Here is an 18,790-nt window from a genome sequence, read left to right as displayed (position 1 = left end):
AAAAGCGGGAGGGTAAAGTGTCCCCTGCAGGAATCGAACCTGCAACTAGCCCTTAGGAGGGGCTCGTTATATCCATTTAACTAAGGGGACGAGGCGGCACGAGTATAGCCTTATTTACACTTTGCGTTAAGCGCATCGCCGCCTGACTGCTCAAAGAGTCACCATTCAGGTCGATTTTTTTGTCGATTTATCATCATTTTCCCGTGCCTTAAGCTCAGCTTTGTGTTTGTTCGACATGTCGTTACGAATTTGGGCATGGCTTAACAGCGCGAAGATAAATGTTCCGCCGCAAATGTTTCCCGCCAGCGTCGGAAGGGCAAACGGCCAGAAAAAATCGCTCCAGTGAAGCGTACCGTTAAAGACCAGATAGAGGATTTCAACGGTACCGACCACAATATGCGTGGTGTCCGCCAGCGCAATTAGCCAGGTCATCAATATGATCACCACAATTTTGGCGCTTCCCGCTGAAGGAAACATCCAGACCATCGTGGCGATAATCCAGCCAGAGATGATGGCGTTTGAGAACATCTCGACTGGCGTGTTTTTCATTACGTCCATGCCGATTTTCACAAACGCATCCCGGGTGGGTTCATCAAAAATCGGCATATATTCAAACGCCCATGCCGCGATGCCCGTGCCGATGATATTACCCAGCAGGACCACGCTCCAGAGCCGCATCAATAAGCCGAAATTACCGAGTGTGGGGTTTTGCATCACCGGCAGAACGGCGGTCACCGTGTTTTCGGTAAACAGCTGCTGGCGGGCCATGATGACAATAATAAAGCCGAAGGTATAGCCGAGGTTTTCCAGTAAAAATCCACCGGGTACGCCTTCCAGCTGCACATGAAATATCCCTTTCGCAAGCAGAGATGCGCCCATTGATAGCCCGGCAGCGATGGCTGACCAGAAGAGGGCCATCGCGTCGCGCTCCATCTCTTTTTCACCATCCTGGCGTATATGCTCGTGGATGGCCATTGCGCGGGAGGGGAGGCGATCTTCATCAATTTCTATCTTCTCGCCGCGCGCTTTCTCCTCGCTTTCAATTTCAAGTTCCTCAGTGCTCTCGCCAATTTTTTCTTCGCCTACATCTTTCATATCTGCTCCCGGAGGTTGATCTTTCTGTTAAGCGTAGCGGCTTTTATCGGGATGCCTGTGGGGATGCTCTTAATTTGGCTGCAATGACAACAAAGGTGATACATCTCTTTCAAAGACATTATAAAATTGCCAGCGAAACGAATTCCTAAAGCCAGGCTATGCTGAGATCAGAGTCACGGTGATTACTGCCCGTAATTGTGCTCATAGACATCGGTAAACGTGCTGTTACAATCGCTTGCACGTTTACAGACGGAGCGTCAACGGCTCCGTTACGGATGGCAATCAACGATAGCCATACTGAACAGGGAGATATTTATGAAACTTCGGCTGTCGGCGCTTGCGCTTGGCGCGACGATGCTTGTGGGCTGCGCCAGCTCCGGTGAGCAAACGGGACGCTCCGATCCTCTCGAAGGATTTAACCGCTCAATGTATAGCTTCAACTACAACGTACTGGACCCGTATGTGGTTCGTCCGGTGGCAGTAGCATGGCGCGATTATGTTCCACAACCTGCTCGTAACGGGTTAAGTAACTTTACCAGCAACCTCGAAGAGCCTGCGGTAATGGTGAACTACTTCCTGCAGGGCGACCCGTATCAGGGGATGGTCCACTTTACCCGCTTCTTCCTGAACTCCATTCTGGGGATGGGTGGCTTTATTGATGTTGCAGGTATGGCTAACCCGAAACTGCAGCGTGAACAGCCGCACCGTTTCGGCAGCACGATGGGGCACTACGGCGTCGGGTATGGTCCGTACGTGCATTTACCGTTCTACGGTAGTTTCACCCTCCGTGATGATGGCGGCGATATGGTGGATACGCTGTATCCGGTCCTGTCATGGCTGACCTGGCCGCTGTCGGTAGGTAAATGGACGGTGGAGGGGATTGAAACCCGCGCGCAACTGCTCGACTCTGATGGCCTGCTGCGCCAGTCTTCTGACCCGTACATTATGGTGCGTGAAGCGTACTTCCAGAATCATGACTTTATTGCCAACGGCGGCAAGCTGAAGCCGGAAGAGAATCCAAACGCGAAGGCGATCGAAAACGAACTAAAAGACATCGATTCGGAATAAATAAAAAAGGTGAGCAATGCTCACCTTTTTTGATTCAAGCGTGATTAGAACGCGTAGTTGAAGTTCATGCCGTACAGCCAGGCCTTACCTTCGGAAGAAAACTCATACGGACCTTCCTTGAAGTTAACTTTTTGACCGTGCATATAAGAGATGCCCGCATCAATAGAGGCATCTTTGTTGAATGCATAGGTCGCACCTGCGCTCAGCCAGAAGCGGTCCTGATCCGGAATAGAGATAGAGCGTTTGTCTGCTGGTACCGGACTATCATCGAAGGCAATACCGGTACGGAATGTCCAGTTGTCATCCATATAGTAGGTTGTCCCCAGCGCGATGCGGTAAGCATCACGGAAGCTCTCATCTTTATAGAAGAGCGTGTCGCCGTTGCTGTTGGTCGCCTTCAGCTCCTGGAACTGGCTCCAGCTGGTATAGGTCAGGCTATAGTGAACTGCCCACTGTGGCGCCACTTTGTTATAACCAGACAATTCCCACATTTCTGGTAAGTGCAGGCTCAGAGAGCCGCCAGTTGTTTGGCCATTGGTCCCCATCGGAAGACCGAAGTTGCCGAGGATCTGGTTATAAGCAGAAGGGAGGCTGCTTTTGTAATCGCCATCAAAGTCGATTTTTACTTCGGAACGGTAGGTAAAGCCGTAACGGTTGTTTTTATCGAGTTCATAGAGGATACCGGCGTTCCAGCCAAAGCCCCATTCGTCGCCCTTCAGATAAGCAATCTGAGTGTCTGCCGGGATACCAGCCACACGCTGTGCCAGGGCTGGTGGAAGTGCGCCTGAGCCAGCGACGACTTTGCCCAGGTCGCCCGCGTAACGTTCGATCTTCGCTTTAGCATACACAGCGTCAAAGCCAACGCCGAAACTCCAGTGATTATCCAGACGGTAAGCACCGCTCAGGTTCAGGTTCAGGGTTTCCAGGTCGGTTTTACCGCCAAACGCCCCAGCTGCATAGTCGTTATTGAACTCGGTTGCTAAACCGTAGTTAGAGGTCACGGATGCGCCCCAGCCGAACTGGTCGTTAATCGGCGCCACGAAGTGCATGTTTGGAACCCATGCCGTTGGGGCAATGTTATCCGATTTCAGATCGGCACCTGTCGGAGAACGGCCCGAGATATCAACACCTGGATCGACAAAAATTGCACCGGCAGAGAAAGTCGGACGATCGAACATCATGATCAACGCGGGGTTACGACTCGCGTTACCCGCATCATCAGCAATAGCGCCTTCCCCGGAATACGCACGGCCAAGGCCAGAGGAAGAAAATTCGTTTAACTGAAAGCCCGCTGACCAGGCGGAAGTGGAGACGAGTGCCACTGCGACTGCCAGCGCAGTCTTGTTGAACAGGGTTTTCTGGCTCATGACCATAACCTCATTGAGTTATTTTTATTCAATAATTGTTACATACCGTAACAGGAGCGCGAAGTGTAGGGTCTGAGGTATGACAGACAAATCAGACCAGTGGCCAGAGTATAGGTCTGACCAGCCGGAATGTTGCAAGTTTGTTTATTAATATTTTCAAACATGTTTCGTGAAACGAGATCTGGTTGGCAAAATTGTGACCATCACGACTCACCCAAAAGGGTGGTTTTTGTTTTAGATCATTTTTTAGTGTGATATTGGTCACTTATCCCCTTTTGCGCCATTAACGGCTGGAGAGCGCCCGCGCCGGGGCGTAAAATAGCAGCATCGTGTTTATCTCGCGCGCTGCGCGAATACAGAGGAAATTGAGCTATGAGTAAATGCAGTGCTGATGAAACCCCGGTTTGCTGCTGTATGGATGTTGGGACCATCATGGACAACACCGATTGCACCGCCTCTTACAGCCGTGTATTCACCAACCGTGCCGAAGCGGAAGAGACCCTGACCGCGCTGAGCAAGCGTGCGCGTGACGTTGAATCCGATCCGTGTGAAATCAAGTCTACCTTTACCGAAGTGGAAGGCGGCGTGAAGCTGGACATCGACTTTGTCTTTGCCTGCGAAGCAGAAACGCTGATTTTCCAGCTGGGCCTGCGTTAATTTCTGCGGCCTGAAGCCCTCACTCCGACCCTCTCTCACGGAAGAGGGTGCAAACATTAAAAACGGTAACCTACGGGTTACCGTTTTGCTTTTACCTTGCGCACCCGGCAACAAACCGCACAAATGCCTCTGCTATGCAGGGACATTTTCTTTTTCTTCTCTGTGTTTTAGCTCGCACTTTTTCGTTTCCCCGATTGGCTGAATGTAAAAAAATGGTTAAGACTATTATCAGGTCAGACCACTTTATTTTTGCGAAAATTTTTTACAGGGGAGTGTTATGAGTCAGGCATTACCGCTTATTACCCGTCAGGGCGATCGCATTGCCATAGTCAGTGGATTGCGCACGCCATTTGCGCGTCAGGCAACGGCGTTTCATGGCATACCGGCCGTCGACCTGGGGAAAATGGTAGTGGGGGAAATGCTGGCTCGCAGCGAAATTCCGCCTGAGGTCATTGAACAGCTGGTATTTGGTCAGGTTGTGCAGATGCCTGAAGCCCCCAATATTGCGCGTGAAATCGTCCTCGGTACCGGGATGAACGTGCATACCGATGCCTACAGCGTCAGCCGCGCCTGCGCAACCAGCTTCCAGGCCGTGGCTAACGTCGCCGAAAGCCTGATGGCGGGCACGATTCGCGCCGGGATTGCGGGTGGGGCGGACTCCTCTTCGGTGCTGCCGATTGGGGTCAGTAAAAAACTGGCGCGCATCCTGGTGGATGCCAATAAAGCCCGCACGACGGGTCAGAAACTCAAACTCTTCTCACGTTTACGCCTGCGCGACCTCATGCCTGTACCACCTGCCGTCGCGGAATATTCCACCGGCCTGCGCATGGGCGATACCGCCGAGCAGATGGCTAAAACGTATGGCATCACCCGTGAACAGCAGGATGCTCTGGCGCATCGTTCGCACCAGCTCGCTGCGAAGGCCTGGTCGGAAGGCAAACTTGCCGACGAGGTGATGACGGCTTACATCCCGCCTTACCGTGAACCGCTCGCGGAAGATAACAATATTCGCGGCACCTCGACGCTGGCGGATTACGCAAAGCTGCGCCCGGCGTTTGACCGCAAGCACGGCACGGTGACGGCGGCGAACAGTACGCCGCTGACGGATGGCGCAGCCGCCGTGATCCTGATGACCGAATCCCGCGCGAAGGAGCTGGGCATCACTCCCCTGGGGTATCTACGCAGCTATGCCTTCACCGCCATTGATGTCTGGCAGGACATGCTGTTAGGTCCGGCGTGGTCCACGCCGCTGGCGCTGGAGCGCGCGGGGCTGACGCTGGCTGATTTAACCCTGATTGATATGCACGAGGCGTTTGCCGCGCAAACTCTGGCAAACGTTCAGCTGCTGGCAAGCGAGCGTTTCGCGCGCGATGTGCTGGGCCGCGCTCATGCCACTGGCGAAGTGGATCAGAGTAAATTCAACGTGCTGGGCGGCTCTATCGCCTATGGTCATCCATTTGCCGCCACGGGGGCAAGGATGATCACGCAAACATTACATGAACTTCGTCGCCGTGGCGGCGGGTTTGGCCTTGTTACCGCCTGTGCGGCGGGTGGCCTTGGCGCGGCAATGGTTCTGGAGGCTGAATAATGGATATGCCATCTGCATTTAATCTGACGGTTCGCCTCGATAACGTGGCCGTTATCACTATTGATGTGCCTGATGAAAAGATGAATACCCTGAAGGCCGAATTTGGTGTTCAGGTGCGCGCGATGCTAAAGCAGATCCGCGACAACAAAGCCATCCGTGGTCTGGTATTTATCTCTGCCAAGCCGGATAACTTTATCGCCGGGGCCGATATCAACATGATTGCCCGGGCGCAAAGCGCTCTGGAAGCCGAAGAGCTGGCGCGTCAGGGCCAGCAGGTGATGGCGGAGATTAACGGCCTGCCGATCCCGGTCATTGCCGCGATCCACGGCGCCTGTCTGGGCGGCGGGCTAGAGCTGGCGCTGGCCTGTCACAGCCGGATTTGTACTGACGATGCGAAAACCATTCTGGGTCTGCCGGAAGTGCAGCTGGGCCTGCTGCCAGGCTCCGGCGGAACGCAACGACTGCCGCGTCTGGTGGGCGTCAGCGCGGCGCTGGAGATGATCTTAACCGGTAAACAGCTGCGCGCCCGCCAGGCGCTGAAGGCCGGTCTGGTCGATGACGTCGTGCCTCACTCCATTTTGCTGGAGGCCGCGGTTGAGCTTGCGCTGAAAGGGCGTCAGGCAAGACGGCCTCTGCCGGTACGTGAGCGCGTGCTGGCCGGCCCGCTGGGGAGAACGCTCCTGTTCAGCATGGTGGGCAAAAAGACCGAACAAAAAACCAAAGGCAATTACCCGGCGGCAAAGCGGATCCTGGAAGTGATCGAAACCGGGCTGTCGCAGGGCAGCAGCAGCGGCTATGCCGCGGAGGCCAAAGCCTTTGGCGAACTGGCGATGACGCCGCAGTCACAGGCATTGCGCAGCATCTTCTTCGCCAGCACGGACGTGAAAAAAGATCCGGGCAGCGAGGCGCAGCCTGCGCCGCTGCGTGCCATTGGCGTACTGGGTGGGGGGCTCATGGGCGGCGGAATCTCTTTTGTTACCGCCAGCAAAGGCAAATTGCCTGTACGAATCAAAGACATTAATCCTAAGGGGATCAACCACGCGCTGCAGTACAGCTGGCAGAACCTTGATCAAAAGGTCAAGCGCCGCCATATCAAGGCAAGCGAGCGTGATAAAACCCTGGCGATGATCTCCGGTACGACGGATTACAGCGGTTTTGCGCACCGCGATCTGGTGATTGAAGCCGTGTTTGAAGATCTGGCGCTTAAGCAGCAGATGGTGGCAGACGTTGAGCAACATTGCGCCCCGCATACCATTTTTGCCTCCAATACGTCGTCATTGCCGATTGGCGATATCGCGGCGAAAGCCGCGCGTCCGGAGCAGGTGATTGGGCTGCACTTCTTTAGCCCGGTCGAAAAAATGCCGCTGGTGGAGGTGATTCCGCACGCGACAACCAGTCCGCAAACTGTTGCCACCGTGGTGAAGCTGGCGAAAAAACAGGGCAAAACCCCGATAGTGGTAGCGGACAAAGCTGGCTTCTACGTTAATCGCATTCTGGCTCCCTACATTAATGAAGCAATGCGGTTGCTGACGGAAGGCGAGAAAATCGAACATGTCGACGAGGCGCTGGTAAAGTTTGGTTTCCCCGTTGGCCCAATCCAACTTTTGGATGAGGTGGGAATAGACACCGGCACTAAAATTATACCAGTGCTGGAAGCAGCATATGGCGATCGTTTTAGCCCACCAGCAAACATTGTTTATGCGATTTTGAAGGACGATCGCAAAGGCAGAAAAAATGAACGCGGTTTCTATCTTTACGGCGCGAAAGGGCGTAAAAGCAAGAAACAGGTCGACCCTTCGGTATATGGACTCATTTCGACCACAGGTCAGGGAAAACTGTCCGCCGTTCAGTGCGCTGAGCGCTGCGTGATGATGATGCTCAATGAAGCGGCGCGCTGCTTTAATGAGCAGGTGATCAAGAGTGCACGCGATGGTGACATCGGCGCGGTATTTGGCATTGGTTTCCCGCCGTTCCTTGGCGGCCCGTTCCGTTACATGGATACGCTCGGCGCGGGTGAAGTGGTTGCTATCCTGCAACGTCTGGCTTCGCAATATGGTCCACGGTTTACACCGTGTGACGAATTATTGCAGATGGCGGAACGCGGCCAGACATTTTGGCCTGCAAGGGAAACTGTCCTCGTAAGCTGAGGTCAAAGAAGGGTAAATCCTGAAGTGAATGGACCTGTTCTGGCGATTTTGTAAACAGAGATTGACTATACTTACGCCATTGAGGTAAAAAACAGCGTTTCATTCACCGAATGGATCAGGCACAATGCCCGGCCATCGGGTTTTCTACCTCATAGCATTTATCGCGGGTAGTTAACGCCGGTGATTCTGGTTAACAAAAGCGGTGCAATATGCAAGTTTTTATCATGCGTCACGGCGACGCGGCACTCGATGCCGCCAGTGACTCAGTACGTCCTTTGACCGTCTGTGGCTGCGACGAATCTCGTCTGATGGCGACCTGGCTTAACGGTCAAAAAGTGGACATCGAACGCGTTCTGGTGAGTCCGTTCCTGCGTGCAGAACAGACGCTGGATGTGGTAGGGGAGTGTATGAACCTGCCGACCAGTGTGGATGTTCTCCCTGAACTCACCCCGTGTGGCGATGTAGGCCTTGTCAGCGCTTATCTTCAGGCGCTGTGCAATGAAGGTGTCGCTTCCGCGCTGGTCATTTCCCACCTGCCACTGGTTGGCTATCTGGTATCTGAGCTGTGTCCGGGCGAGACACCGCCGATGTTCACGACATCCGCCATTGCCAATGTTTCTCTCGACGAAACGGGCAAAGGTGTCTTCAACTGGCAAATGAGTCCGTGCAACCTGAAGATGGCAAAAGCGATCTGACGTGACGTGCGATATGGCGGGGCGCAATGTGCTTCCCGCCATTCTGTCAGGGCAACTCTGGCGGCTGCCACTCTTCCACTTCAATCAACACCAGCAACGCGGCATCTCCGCCGTACTCTTTCGGTGCCTGATGAAAAGCCATGACGTGTGGGTGCTGAGCCAGCCACAGCGGCGTCTGTTGCTTAAGGATATGTTTACCGTGGCCGTGCATCACGCAGGCGCAAAAAACATGTTCACGGCGACAGGCGGCGATCAACGCCCCCAGCTCCTGTTTCGCCTGCATCTGCGTTAAACCGTGCAGATCGAGAAACAGCTCCGGCGAATAATCTCCGCGGCGTAATTTTTTCAGCTCAAAATGGCTGACGTCTTCGCGTACGTACTTCACAGCCCCCTGCGTGTTGAGCAGCGGCTGAAATTCATCTGAAAAATAGTGGCTGTTATCGGCCTGCTCCTGCAGCAGGCGTTTGACCGGTACTTCGCTGATTTTTTTACGCAGCGGGCGATGGACGATGGTGTCCTGCGTGATTTTACGCGTCCCGGTCATCAGCTGACGGAAGAGCGCCTGATCCTCCTCGCTGAGCGATGTTTTCTTTTTCATTCGTCATTCTCATCTCGTATTTCCGACAGTGTACCCGACTAAACGCATTTTTTAACCTCAAGCGCGACGCGTCATTGCTGATTTATCGCCGTCTTCATGGCAAACTAGCCGCCGAAAATTATGCGAGCATGCCCTGGAGGAAAGAGTGGATAAAATATTTGTCGATGAAGCAGTAAACGAGCTGCATACCATACAGGACATGTTGCGCTGGTCGGTTAGCCGCTTCAGCGCCGCCAATATCTGGTACGGTCACGGTACCGATAACCCGTGGGATGAAGCCGTGCAGCTGGTGCTGCCGTCCCTCTACCTGCCGCTGGATATCCCGGAAGACATGCGCACCGCGCGCCTGACCTCCAGCGAAAAACACCGCATCGTTGAGCGCGTGATCCGCCGCGTGAACGAGCGCATTCCGGTCGCCTACCTGACCAACAAAGCCTGGTTCTGCGGCCACGAGTTCTATGTCGATGAACGCGTGCTGGTGCCGCGCTCACCGATTGGCGAGCTGATCAACAACCACTTTGAAGGTCTGATCGGCCATCAGCCGCAGCACATTCTGGATATGTGTACCGGCAGCGGCTGCATCGCGATTGCCTGCGCGTACGCCTTCCCGGAAGCGGAAGTGGACGCCGTCGATATCTCCACCGACGCGCTGGCCGTGACCGAACACAACATCGAAGAGCACGGCCTGATCCATCACGTTACGCCAATTCGCTCCGACCTGTTCCGCGATCTGCCGACGCTGCAGTACGATCTGATCGTCACCAACCCGCCGTACGTCGATGCGGAAGACATGTCCGATCTGCCGAACGAATACCGTCACGAGCCGGAGCTGGGTCTGGCGTCAGGCTCTGACGGCCTGAAGCTGACGCGCCGCATTCTGGCCTGCGCGCCGGATTACCTAACCGACGACGGCGTTCTGATTTGTGAAGTGGGCAACAGCATGGTACATCTGATAGAGCAGTACCCGGATGTGCCGTTCACCTGGCTTGAGTTCGACAACGGCGGTGACGGCGTCTTTATGCTGACCAAAGCGCAGCTGCTCGACGCGCGCGAACACTTCAGCATCTATAAAGATTAATCCAGCGGGCTTCGGCCCGTTTCACAACGCTCAAACACAAACAACAACATCGGAGCCGTGATGGCAGGAAACAGTATTGGACAGTTATTCCGCGTGACCACCTTTGGCGAGTCGCACGGGCTGGCGCTGGGCTGTATCGTTGATGGCGTACCGCCAGGCATCGAACTGACCGAAGCCGATTTACAGCACGACCTCGACCGCCGTCGTCCGGGCACCTCGCGCTACACCACGCAGCGTCGCGAGCCGGACCAGGTCAAAATTCTCTCCGGCGTCTTTGAAGGTCGCACCACCGGGACCAGCATCGGTCTGCTGATCGAAAACACCGATCAGCGCTCCCAGGACTACGGCGCCATCAAAGACGTCTTCCGTCCGGGCCACGCTGACTACACCTACGAACAAAAGTACGGCTTCCGCGACTATCGCGGCGGCGGACGTTCTTCCGCGCGTGAAACCGCGATGCGCGTGGCGGCAGGGGCGATTGCTAAGAAATACCTGCAGCAGAAATTTGGCATCGTTATCCGCGGCTGTCTGACCCAGATGGGCGACATTCCGCTGGCGATCAAAGACTGGGATCAGGTTGAGCAAAACCCGTTCTTCTGCGCCGATGCCGACAAGCTTGAGGCGCTGGATGAACTGATGCGTGGCCTGAAAAAAGAGGGCGACTCCATTGGCGCGAAAGTGACCGTGGTGGCCGGCGGCGTCCCGGCTGGCTGGGGCGAGCCGGTATTTGACCGTCTCGACGCTGACATTGCCCACGCGCTGATGAGCATCAACGCGGTGAAGGGCGTAGAGATTGGCGACGGCTTTGACGTGGTTCAGCTTCGCGGCAGTCAGAACCGTGACGAAATCACGAAGGCGGGCTTCCAGAGCAACCATGCGGGCGGCATCCTGGGCGGTATCAGCAGCGGGCAGCAGATTGTTGCCAATATCGCGCTGAAGCCAACTTCCAGCATTACCGTGCCGGGCCACACGATTAACCGCGATGGCGAAGAAGTTGAGATGATCACCAAAGGACGTCACGATCCGTGCGTGGGGATCCGCGCGGTGCCGATCGCAGAAGCGATGCTGGCGATCGTGCTGATGGATCACTTCCTGCGCCAGCGCGCGCAGAATGCGGATGTGACGACCACCATTCCACGCTGGTAAACATGAAAAAAACCGCAATTGCTCTGCTGGCGCTGCTTGCCAGTGGAGCCAGTCTGGCCGCGACGCCATGGCAAAAAATCACCCATCCGGTGGCGGGGAGCGCGCAGTCCATTGGCGCCTTTTCCAACGGCTGTATCGTCGGTGCCCAGGAGCTTCCTCTCCAGTCTGATACCTATCAGGTGATGCGCACCGATCAGCGACGTTATTTCGGCCACCCGGACCTGGTGCTGTTCATCCAGCGTCTGGGCAATCAGGTGCATAACCTGGGGCTGGGCACGATGCTGATTGGCGATATGGGAATGCCTGCCGGCGGTCGTTTTAACGGTGGGCACGCCAGCCACCAGACCGGACTGGATGTTGATATCTTCCTGCAGCTGCCGAAAGCGCGCTGGACCTCCGCCCAGCTGCTGAAACCGCAGGCGCTGGATCTGGTGGCGAGCGACGGTAAGCGCGTTGTGCCATCACTCTGGACGCGAGATGTTTCCAACATGATCAAGCTGGCGGCTGAAGATAACGATGTCACGCGGATTTTCGTCAACCCTGCCATCAAGCAGCAGCTCTGCCTGGATGCCGGAACCGATCGTGACTGGCTGCGCAAAGTGCGCCCGTGGTTCCAGCATCGTGCGCACATGCACGTTCGTCTGCGCTGTCCGGCGAATAGCCTGGAATGTGAAGATCAGCCGCTACCACCGCCAGGCGATGGCTGCGGTGCGGAACTGCAAAGCTGGTTTGAGCCGGCAAAACCTGGAACCTCTAAGCCTGAGAAGAAGACACCGCCTCCGTTGCCGCCTTCCTGCCAGGCGCTACTGGATGAGCATGTACTTTAATGGATAATTTCGTCGATCTGTTTATGGTGTCACCGCTGCTGCTGGTGGTGCTGTTCTTTGTGGCCATGCTGGCCGGTTTTATCGACGCGCTCGCGGGCGGCGGCGGGTTGTTAACCGTGCCCGCTCTGCTGGCGGCGGGCATGAGCCCGGCGCAGGCGCTTGCCACCAATAAGCTTCAGGCCTGCGGCGGCTCGCTCTCGGCGTCGCTCTATTTTATCCGCCGTAAGGTGGTGAGCCTGGCCGATCAGAAGCTCAATATCCTGATGACCTTTATCGGCTCCACGTCGGGCGCGCTGCTGGTTCAGCACGTGCAGTCCGATATTTTGCGCCAGATCCTGCCGATTCTGGTCATCTGCATCGGGCTTTACTTCCTGCTGATGCCAAAGCTCGGTGAAGAAGACCGCCAGCGTCGCCTGTACGGCCTACCGTTTGCCCTTATTGCCGGTGGCAGCGTGGGTTTTTACGACGGTTTCTTCGGGCCGGGGGCGGGTTCATTTTATGCGCTGGCGTTCGTGACGCTGGCCGGGTTTAACCTCGCCAAATCCACCGCCCATGCCAAAGTGCTCAACGCGACCTCAAACGTCGGCGGTCTGCTGCTGTTTATCATCGGCGGTAAGGTCATCTGGGCAACCGGATTTGTGATGATGGCAGGGCAGTTCCTGGGCGCGCGCGCGGGCTCGCGACTGGTGTTAAGCAAAGGACAAAAACTTATTCGCCCGATGATCGTCATCGTCTCGGCCGTAATGAGCGCCAAACTTCTTTATGACAGCCATGGACAGGAGATCCTCACCTGGTTGGGGATGCACTAATGAACAGTACGCATAAATACGAACAGCTGATTGAGATTTTCGACGGCTGTTTTGCTGACGATTTTAATACCCGTCTGATTAAAGGCGACGACGAACCGATCTATCTTCCTGCTGATGAAGAGGTTCCGTATAACCGCATCGTCTTTGCCCACGGCTTTTATGCCAGCGGCTTGCACGAGATTTCGCACTGGTGCATTGCGGGGAAAGCGCGGCGCGAGCTGGTGGACTTCGGTTACTGGTACTGCCCCGACGGACGTGATGCCGCCACTCAGGGCCAGTTTGAAGATGTGGAAGTGAAGCCGCAGGCGCTGGAATGGCTATTCTGCGTCGCGGCGGGTTTCCCGTTCAACGTCAGCTGTGACAACCTCGAAGGCGACTTCGAGCCGGACCGTATCGTCTTCCAGCGCCGCGTTCACGCGCAGGTGATGGAATATCTTGAGAAAGGCATCCCGGAACGTCCGGCACGCCTGATCGAGGCCTTACAGAATTATTACCACACGCCGGTTATCACGGCGGAATGCTTCCCTTGGCCGGAAGATCTTTAACAGAGGAAAGAAGATGATCGCAGAATTTGAATCACGCATTCTGGCGTTAATTGATGACATGGTGGAACACGCCAGTGATGATGAGCTGTTCGCCAGCGGTTATCTGCGTGGTCACCTGACGCTCGCGGTAGCCGAGCTGGAAGCGGGGGACGATCACTCTGCCGACGCCGTTCACGCTGAAGTCACTCGCAGCCTGGAAAAAGCCATTCTGGCCGGGGAGCTCTCTCCGCGCGACCAGTCGCTGGTGCTGGGCATGTGGGACACTTTGTTCCAGCAGGCTAAAGCGAAGTAAGTGTTTCCTCCCCTCTCCCTGTGGGAGAGGGTTAGGGTGAGGGCACCAGACCGCACCCTACTTGACCTTCTTCCCCTTCAGCAGTTTCCGTACCCACAATCGATTCGGATTCAGCCCTGCAAGCGTAACCCTGTCCAGCGGAATCGGCTCGTCGCTCATTTGCGCGGCTAACACTTCCGCCAGCAGCGGTGCGGAACACAGCCCGCGAGACCCTAATCCACCCAGCATATACAGCTCAGGATAAACCGGCGCGCTTACCGCGTTATCCCGGTTATCAGCAAGATCCTGATAGGCCTCAAGCGTCGCGTCGTAGTCAGGCACATTTCCCGCCATCGGCAGATGATCGCGGGTGGCACAGCGCACGCCGCAGCGCGCGTTACCCTCGCTGACGTCAACCTCTTTCGCCCACGCCGCATCCGGGAAACAGTCAATCAGGCGCTGGCGGTTCTGCGCCTGATCCGCGTCGCTGTAGCGCATATCCGCTTCGCCACGATGGTAGCTGGCCCCGATGCAGTGATGGCCGTTAGACGGATTTTGCGGCGTAAGATAGCCGTCATAGCACAGCACCTGACGCAGTTTGCTCAGTTCAGACGCGGAAGGAATATGGCTTACCTGGCCGCCGACCGGATAAACCGGCAACGTCTCTGTCTGGATAAACTGGCTGATGTTATGCCCGTTTGCCAGCACAACGCTGGCATGGCTCGCCTCTTTGCCATCAGCAAAACGCAGATTCCAGCGTTCTGTCCGGCTCAACGATTCAACCTTGTGAGCATAATGCGCCGTCAGCCCGCGCGACTGCGCCAGGGCAATGGCTGCGGCGGTCAGTTCAGCCGGACACAGCCAGCCGCCGAGCGGATACTGAATGCCCCCACAGCCGGTTTCAACGCCAGCGGTGTCTGCCACCTCTTGCGCACTTACCGCACGGGCAATCTCGTCAGGCAGACCCAGCGACAGCATCTGCGTGATTTTTTGCTGGCTCTTTTCATCCCAGCCGAGCTGCGTCACGCCGCACCAGTCATGGTCGAACGCCACCGGCACGGCGTCGTACAGGCGACGGGCGAAGGTAAATGCCGCCGGGAAAAACCGGAACAGGGCCGGGTCGTGCGCGCTTAAAAGCGGATAGAGCGCTCCCTGGCGGTTGCCGGACGCGCCGCTTGCTGGCGCGTCGTCAGCACAGTAGAGCGTGACCTGCCAGCCGCGGTGGAGAAGCGCGAGGGACAGCAGGGCGCTGGCAATCCCCCCGCCGACTATCGCTACCTCACGTGATGCGCTGGCGCGGCGCGCAAACCAGGGCGCCTGTGCGGGAACGTCCAGCGTCTGCTCCATTCTGCCGACCAGCATGTCGCGCTTGCGGCCAAAGCCTTTGGTTTTCTGCATGGTAAAGCCCGCCTCCTGGAGTCCGCGACGGACAAAGCCTGCCGAGGTGAAGGTGGCAAGCGTTGCGCCCGGGCGCGCCAGCCGCGCCATCGCGCTAAACAGATGCTGGCTCCACATGTCCGGGTTTTTGGCGGGGGCAAAGCCGTCAAGGAACCACGCGTCCACCGTCTGATTCATCGAATCGTCGAGCGTATCGGTCAGGTCATTGATGTCGCCAAGCCATAAATCCAGCGTCACGCGTCCGCCGTCCAGAATCAGACGATGGCAGCCGCCGATGTGGGGCGGCCACTGCGCCTGAAGCTGCTCCGCCCAGGCGGCAAGCTCTGGCCAGCGCTGATGAGCGAGCCGCAGATCGTGCGCGGTGAGCGGGAATTTTTCAAAACTGATGAAATGTAATCTTTGTAGCGTAGCCTCAGGGTGGGCAGCGTGAAACTGGTCAAACGCCTGCCAGAGGGTCAGAAAATTGAGCCCGGTGCCGAATCCGCTTTCCGCGACCACAAACAGGCTCCGCGGATGCTCCGGGAAGCGGGTGCTGAGCTGGTTTCCGTCGAGGAAAACATAGCGAGTTTCTTCGAGTCCGTTATCATTAGAAAAATAGACGTCATCAAAATCTCGGGAAACAGGTGTACCCTCAGCGTTGAATTCGAGGTTGGCGGGTTGTATAGCGTTTTGTTTCACGTAAGTTACTCGTCTGACAGGCAGTGGCACGATCTTAACGATGTGAGTCCATCGGTGCAAATTTCCGCAGAAAATGTCTGATCGGACTTGTTCGGCGTACAAGTGTACGCTATTGTGCGACTCGAAACTTACTATAGTGCGACTTACAGAGGTATTGAATGAAACGTGCAGTGATTACTGGCCTGGGCATTGTTTCCAGCATCGGTAATAACCAGCAGGAAGTCCTGGCATCTCTGCGTGAAGGACGCTCCGGGATCACTTTCTCTGAAGAGTTTAAAGATTCAGGTATGCGTAGCCACGTATGGGGTAACGTCAAACTGGACACCACCGGTTTGATTGACCGCAAAGTGGTTCGTTTCATGAACGATGCCTCTATTTATGCTTATCTCTCCATGCAGGAAGCGATCAAAGATTCCGGCCTGAGTGAAGAGGTTTATCAGAACAACCCGCGCGTGGGTCTGATCGCCGGCTCCGGCGGCTCATCAAAAGCGCAGGTATTCGGCGCTGACGCAATGCGTAGCCCGCGTGGTCTGAAAGCAGTAGGTCCGTACGTGGTCACCAAAGCCATGGGTTCTGCGGTTTCCGCGTGCCTGGCGACCCCATTCAAAATCCACGGTGTGAACTACTCCATCAGCTCCGCGTGTGCGACTTCCGCACACTGTATCGGTAATGCTGTTGAGCAGATCCAACTGGGTAAACAGGACATCGTATTTGCTGGCGGCGGCGAAGAGCTGGGCTGGGAAATGGCCTGTGAATTCGACGCGATGGGCGCACTGTCCACCAAGTACAATGAAACCCCGGATAAAGCCTCCCGTACCTATGATGCGCACCGTGACGGTTTCGTTATCGCGGGCGGCGGCGGTATGGTTGTGGTTGAAGAGCTGGAGCATGCCCTGGCACGTGGCGCGCACATCTACGCTGAAATCGTGGGCTACGGTGCAACGTCTGACGGCGCCGACATGGTTGCGCCATCCGGCGAAGGCGCGGTGCGCTGCATGAAGATGGCGATGCACGGCGTTGACACCCCAATCGACTACCTGAACTCCCACGGTACCTCTACTCCGGTAGGCGACGTGAAAGAGCTGGGTGCGATCCGTGAAGTCTTCGGCGACAACAGCCCGGCGATCTCCGCGACCAAAGCCATGACCGGTCACTCTCTGGGTGCGGCTGGCGTGCAGGAAGCGATCTACTCTCTGCTGATGCTGGAAAACGGCTTTATCGCGCCAAGCATCAACATTGATGAGATGGACGAGCAGGCTGCTGGCCTGAACATCGTGACCAAACCAATGGACGCGACGCTGACCACAGTCATGTCAAACAGCTTCGGCTTCGGTGGCACCAACGCCACGCTGGTTATGCGTAAGCTGAAAGCATAAGTTTTACGTTTGATTCCGGAAGGGAGCCATAAGGCTCCCTTTTTTTATGCATTGACAAGCGGCTGATCTCACAGGCAAACTTCACCACTCAACATTATCCTCACGATAATGCGTAAGCGTTTAACGTCAACCAACGCACCTTAATCCTGATTATCAGGTAGAGGGGGCGTGGCATTTCCCCGCCTTACTCTTCATTTCGGAGTAAAGCATGACTGCAGTAACTCAAACAGAAACAACCCCTTCAGCGAACGTCTCGCTGTTCCGTATCGCTTTCGCGGTATTTCTGACCTATATGACCGTTGGCCTGCCGCTGCCGGTGATCCCGCTGTTCGTTCATCAGGAGCTGGGCTATGGCAACACCATGGTCGGCATTGCCGTGGGCATTCAGTTTTTAGCCACGGTATTGACCCGCGGTTACGCCGGACGGCTGGCGGATCAGCACGGTGCAAAACGTTCGGCGTTACAGGGGATGTTTGCCTGTGGGCTGGCGGGCGGCGCATGGCTGCTGGCTGCTCTCCTGCCCGTAGACGCCGCGTATAAATTTGCGCTGCTGGTGCTGGGCCGTTTAATCCTTGGCTTTGGTGAAAGCCAGCTGCTGACCGGTACCCTGACCTGGGGAATGGGGCTGGTGGGGCCAGCACGCTCCGGCAAGGTGATGTCCTGGAACGGCATGGCCATCTATGGCGCGCTGGCCGCAGGCGCACCGCTTGGGCTGCTGATTAATAGCCAGTTTGGATTTGCGGCGCTGGCCGCAACCACGATGGTTTTACCCCTGCTGGCGTGGGCGTTTAACGGCTCGGTGCGTAAGGTGCCCGCGCACAAAGGCGAGCGGCCTTCTCTGTGGAGCGTGGTCGGCCAGATCTGGCAGCCGGGTCTTGGCCTGGCGCTGCAGGGCGTGGGTTTTGCGGTGATTGGTACCTTCGTCTCGCTCTATTTTATGAGCCGCGGCTGGGCGATGGCCGGTTTTACGCTTACCGCGTTTGGCGGCGCGTTTGTGCTGATGCGTGTCTTCTTCGGCTGGATGCCGGATCGCTTTGGCGGCGTTAAGGTGGCGGTGGCGTCGCTGGTGATAGAGACCGTGGGTCTGCTGCTGCTGTGGAATGCACCCGTGGCCTCCGTTGCGCTGCTCGGCGCGGCGCTGACCGGGTGCGGCTGTTCACTGATCTTCCCGGCGCTGGGCGTTGAAGTGGTGAAGCGCGTGGCCCCACAGGTGCGCGGTACGGCGCTGGGCGGCTATGCGGCGTTTCAGGATATCTCATACGGGGTAACCGGGCCGCTGGCAGGGGTGTTAGCCACCTCGTTTGGTTATCCGTCCGTTTTTCTGGCCGGTGCGGTTTCTGCGGTGGTGGGGATCGTGGTCACGCTGGTGGCGTTTCGCAGATCGTAGTTTTGCCCGGTGGCGCTTCGCTTACCGGGCCTACAACCGCACTAGCCGTAGGCCGGGTAA

General features: G+C 56.4%; 17 protein-coding genes and 1 tRNA gene. 13 read left to right on the top strand and 5 right to left on the bottom strand.

Features of this window, described 5'->3' with window-relative positions:
* Positions 1-18: 18 nt before the first annotated feature.
* A tRNA-Arg gene (locus DFO52_RS06025) sits at positions 19-90 on the bottom strand.
* A gap of 75 nt (positions 91-165) precedes the next feature.
* Positions 166-1,095, bottom strand: a complete 930-nt coding sequence (locus DFO52_RS06020; RefSeq protein WP_133549716.1) for a formate/nitrite transporter family protein — start codon at positions 1,093-1,095, stop codon at positions 166-168.
* Positions 1,096-1,410: 315 nt separating this feature from the next.
* On the opposite strand from DFO52_RS06020, the gene mlaA reads away from it, so the two are divergent.
* Positions 1,411-2,163: a phospholipid-binding lipoprotein MlaA gene (gene mlaA, locus DFO52_RS06015; RefSeq protein WP_133549714.1), complete on the top strand. Its 753-nt coding sequence runs from the start codon at positions 1,411-1,413 to the stop codon at positions 2,161-2,163.
* 44 nt (positions 2,164-2,207) lie between these two features.
* On the opposite strand, the gene fadL is transcribed toward mlaA, so the two are convergent.
* Entirely contained in the window at positions 2,208-3,530 is a 1,323-nt protein-coding gene (gene fadL, locus DFO52_RS06010) for a long-chain fatty acid transporter FadL (protein WP_032659239.1), read from the bottom strand.
* 372 nt (positions 3,531-3,902) lie between these two features.
* Here fadL and DFO52_RS06005 point away from each other — a divergent pair, with 372 nt between their 5' ends.
* From DFO52_RS06005 to sixA, 4 genes are all read left to right on the top strand, one after another.
* Positions 3,903-4,187 (top strand): YfcZ/YiiS family protein, encoded by a 285-nt coding sequence (locus DFO52_RS06005; protein WP_024907659.1) that lies wholly within the window; start codon positions 3,903-3,905, stop codon positions 4,185-4,187.
* Positions 4,188-4,464: 277 nt separating this feature from the next.
* Positions 4,465-5,775 (top strand): acetyl-CoA C-acyltransferase FadI, encoded by a 1,311-nt coding sequence (gene fadI, locus DFO52_RS06000; protein WP_087823068.1) that lies wholly within the window; start codon positions 4,465-4,467, stop codon positions 5,773-5,775.
* Positions 5,775-7,922 (top strand): fatty acid oxidation complex subunit alpha FadJ, encoded by a 2,148-nt coding sequence (gene fadJ / locus DFO52_RS05995; RefSeq protein WP_133549712.1) that lies wholly within the window; start codon positions 5,775-5,777, stop codon positions 7,920-7,922. Before fadI ends, fadJ begins: the two co-directional genes overlap by 1 nt.
* 209 nt (positions 7,923-8,131) lie before the next feature.
* The gene (sixA, locus tag DFO52_RS05990) at positions 8,132-8,617 is read left to right on the top strand and encodes a phosphohistidine phosphatase SixA (RefSeq protein ID WP_032659231.1); all 486 of its coding nucleotides are present in this window, start codon (positions 8,132-8,134) and stop codon (positions 8,615-8,617) included.
* Between the two features lie 46 nt (positions 8,618-8,663).
* Here the strand turns inward: sixA and smrB are convergent, their stop codons facing one another.
* Complete coding sequence (gene smrB, locus DFO52_RS05985; RefSeq protein WP_033146105.1) at positions 8,664-9,215, bottom strand: endonuclease SmrB; 552 nt, start codon at positions 9,213-9,215, stop codon at positions 8,664-8,666.
* 145 nt (positions 9,216-9,360) lie between these two features.
* On the opposite strand from smrB, the gene prmB reads away from it, so the two are divergent.
* Genes prmB through DFO52_RS05955 form a run of 6 tightly spaced genes read left to right on the top strand, consistent with a single transcriptional unit; the run spans position 9,361 to position 13,912 of the window.
* Positions 9,361-10,293 carry a 50S ribosomal protein L3 N(5)-glutamine methyltransferase gene (gene prmB / locus DFO52_RS05980; protein WP_008502612.1) on the top strand — a complete coding sequence of 311 codons (933 nt, stop codon included), beginning with the start codon at positions 9,361-9,363 and terminating at the stop codon, positions 10,291-10,293.
* A gap of 60 nt (positions 10,294-10,353) precedes the next feature.
* Positions 10,354-11,439, top strand: coding sequence for a chorismate synthase (aroC, locus tag DFO52_RS05975; protein ID WP_133549710.1), 1,086 nt, complete (start codon positions 10,354-10,356; stop codon positions 11,437-11,439).
* Positions 11,440-11,441: 2 nt separating this feature from the next.
* Positions 11,442-12,266 (top strand): penicillin-insensitive murein endopeptidase, encoded by an 825-nt coding sequence (mepA, locus tag DFO52_RS05970; RefSeq protein ID WP_133549708.1) that lies wholly within the window; start codon positions 11,442-11,444, stop codon positions 12,264-12,266.
* A complete protein-coding gene (locus tag DFO52_RS05965; protein WP_038417370.1) occupies positions 12,266-13,075 on the top strand; it encodes a sulfite exporter TauE/SafE family protein in 810 nt (269 codons plus the stop codon). Before mepA ends, DFO52_RS05965 begins: the two co-directional genes overlap by 1 nt.
* Positions 13,075-13,620, top strand: coding sequence for an elongation factor P hydroxylase (locus DFO52_RS05960; protein ID WP_029740205.1), 546 nt, complete (start codon positions 13,075-13,077; stop codon positions 13,618-13,620). The genes DFO52_RS05965 and DFO52_RS05960 overlap by 1 nt, the downstream gene beginning before the upstream one ends.
* Positions 13,621-13,633: 13 nt before the next feature.
* Complete coding sequence (locus DFO52_RS05955) at positions 13,634-13,912, top strand: YfcL family protein (protein ID WP_029740204.1); 279 nt, start codon at positions 13,634-13,636, stop codon at positions 13,910-13,912.
* Between the two features lie 57 nt (positions 13,913-13,969).
* Here DFO52_RS05955 and mnmC read toward each other — a convergent pair whose 3' ends face one another.
* Complete coding sequence (gene mnmC / locus DFO52_RS05950; protein ID WP_133549706.1) at positions 13,970-15,967, bottom strand: bifunctional tRNA (5-methylaminomethyl-2-thiouridine)(34)-methyltransferase MnmD/FAD-dependent 5-carboxymethylaminomethyl-2-thiouridine(34) oxidoreductase MnmC; 1,998 nt, start codon at positions 15,965-15,967, stop codon at positions 13,970-13,972.
* Positions 15,968-16,125: 158 nt separating this feature from the next.
* Here mnmC and fabB point away from each other — a divergent pair, with 158 nt between their 5' ends.
* Both fabB and DFO52_RS05940 read left to right on the top strand, forming a co-directional pair.
* Positions 16,126-17,343, top strand: coding sequence for a beta-ketoacyl-ACP synthase I (gene fabB, locus DFO52_RS05945; RefSeq protein WP_023312571.1), 1,218 nt, complete (start codon positions 16,126-16,128; stop codon positions 17,341-17,343).
* A 208-nt stretch (positions 17,344-17,551) separates the two neighbouring features.
* Entirely contained in the window at positions 17,552-18,730 is a 1,179-nt protein-coding gene (locus DFO52_RS05940) for an MFS transporter (protein WP_063441422.1), read from the top strand.
* The last annotated feature ends 60 nt before the right edge of the window (positions 18,731-18,790 follow it).

The sequence above is a fragment of the Enterobacter sp. AG326 genome, from assembly GCF_004362415.1.
Taxonomy (GTDB): domain Bacteria; phylum Pseudomonadota; class Gammaproteobacteria; order Enterobacterales; family Enterobacteriaceae; genus Enterobacter; species Enterobacter asburiae.
The sequence above is the reverse complement of the archived record's forward strand: the minus strand, read 5'-3'. Positions and strand labels throughout refer to the sequence as shown.

Bases quoted from the DNA above. Each gene is read 5' to 3' on its own strand.
- DFO52_RS05960 (WP_029740205.1), top strand. From the start codon at position 13,075: ATGAACAGTACGCATAAATACGAACAGCTGATTGAGATTTTCGACGGC.
- fadJ (WP_133549712.1), top strand. From the start codon at position 5,775: ATGGATATGCCATCTGCATTTAATCTGACGGTTCGCCTCGATAACGTG.
- DFO52_RS06020 (WP_133549716.1), bottom strand. From the start codon at position 1,095: ATGAAAGATGTAGGCGAAGAAAAAATTGGCGAGAGCACTGAGGAACTT.
- sixA (WP_032659231.1), top strand. From the start codon at position 8,132: ATGCAAGTTTTTATCATGCGTCACGGCGACGCGGCACTCGATGCCGCC.
- DFO52_RS05965 (WP_038417370.1), top strand. From the start codon at position 12,266: ATGGATAATTTCGTCGATCTGTTTATGGTGTCACCGCTGCTGCTGGTG.
- fadL (WP_032659239.1), bottom strand. From the start codon at position 3,530: ATGAGCCAGAAAACCCTGTTCAACAAGACTGCGCTGGCAGTCGCAGTG.
- fadI (WP_087823068.1), top strand. From the start codon at position 4,465: ATGAGTCAGGCATTACCGCTTATTACCCGTCAGGGCGATCGCATTGCC.
- mlaA (WP_133549714.1), top strand. From the start codon at position 1,411: ATGAAACTTCGGCTGTCGGCGCTTGCGCTTGGCGCGACGATGCTTGTG.
- fabB (WP_023312571.1), top strand. From the start codon at position 16,126: ATGAAACGTGCAGTGATTACTGGCCTGGGCATTGTTTCCAGCATCGGT.
- DFO52_RS05955 (WP_029740204.1), top strand. From the start codon at position 13,634: ATGATCGCAGAATTTGAATCACGCATTCTGGCGTTAATTGATGACATG.
- smrB (WP_033146105.1), bottom strand. From the start codon at position 9,215: ATGAAAAAGAAAACATCGCTCAGCGAGGAGGATCAGGCGCTCTTCCGT.
- DFO52_RS05940 (WP_063441422.1), top strand. From the start codon at position 17,552: ATGACTGCAGTAACTCAAACAGAAACAACCCCTTCAGCGAACGTCTCG.
- aroC (WP_133549710.1), top strand. From the start codon at position 10,354: ATGGCAGGAAACAGTATTGGACAGTTATTCCGCGTGACCACCTTTGGC.
- mepA (WP_133549708.1), top strand. From the start codon at position 11,442: ATGAAAAAAACCGCAATTGCTCTGCTGGCGCTGCTTGCCAGTGGAGCC.
- DFO52_RS06005 (WP_024907659.1), top strand. From the start codon at position 3,903: ATGAGTAAATGCAGTGCTGATGAAACCCCGGTTTGCTGCTGTATGGAT.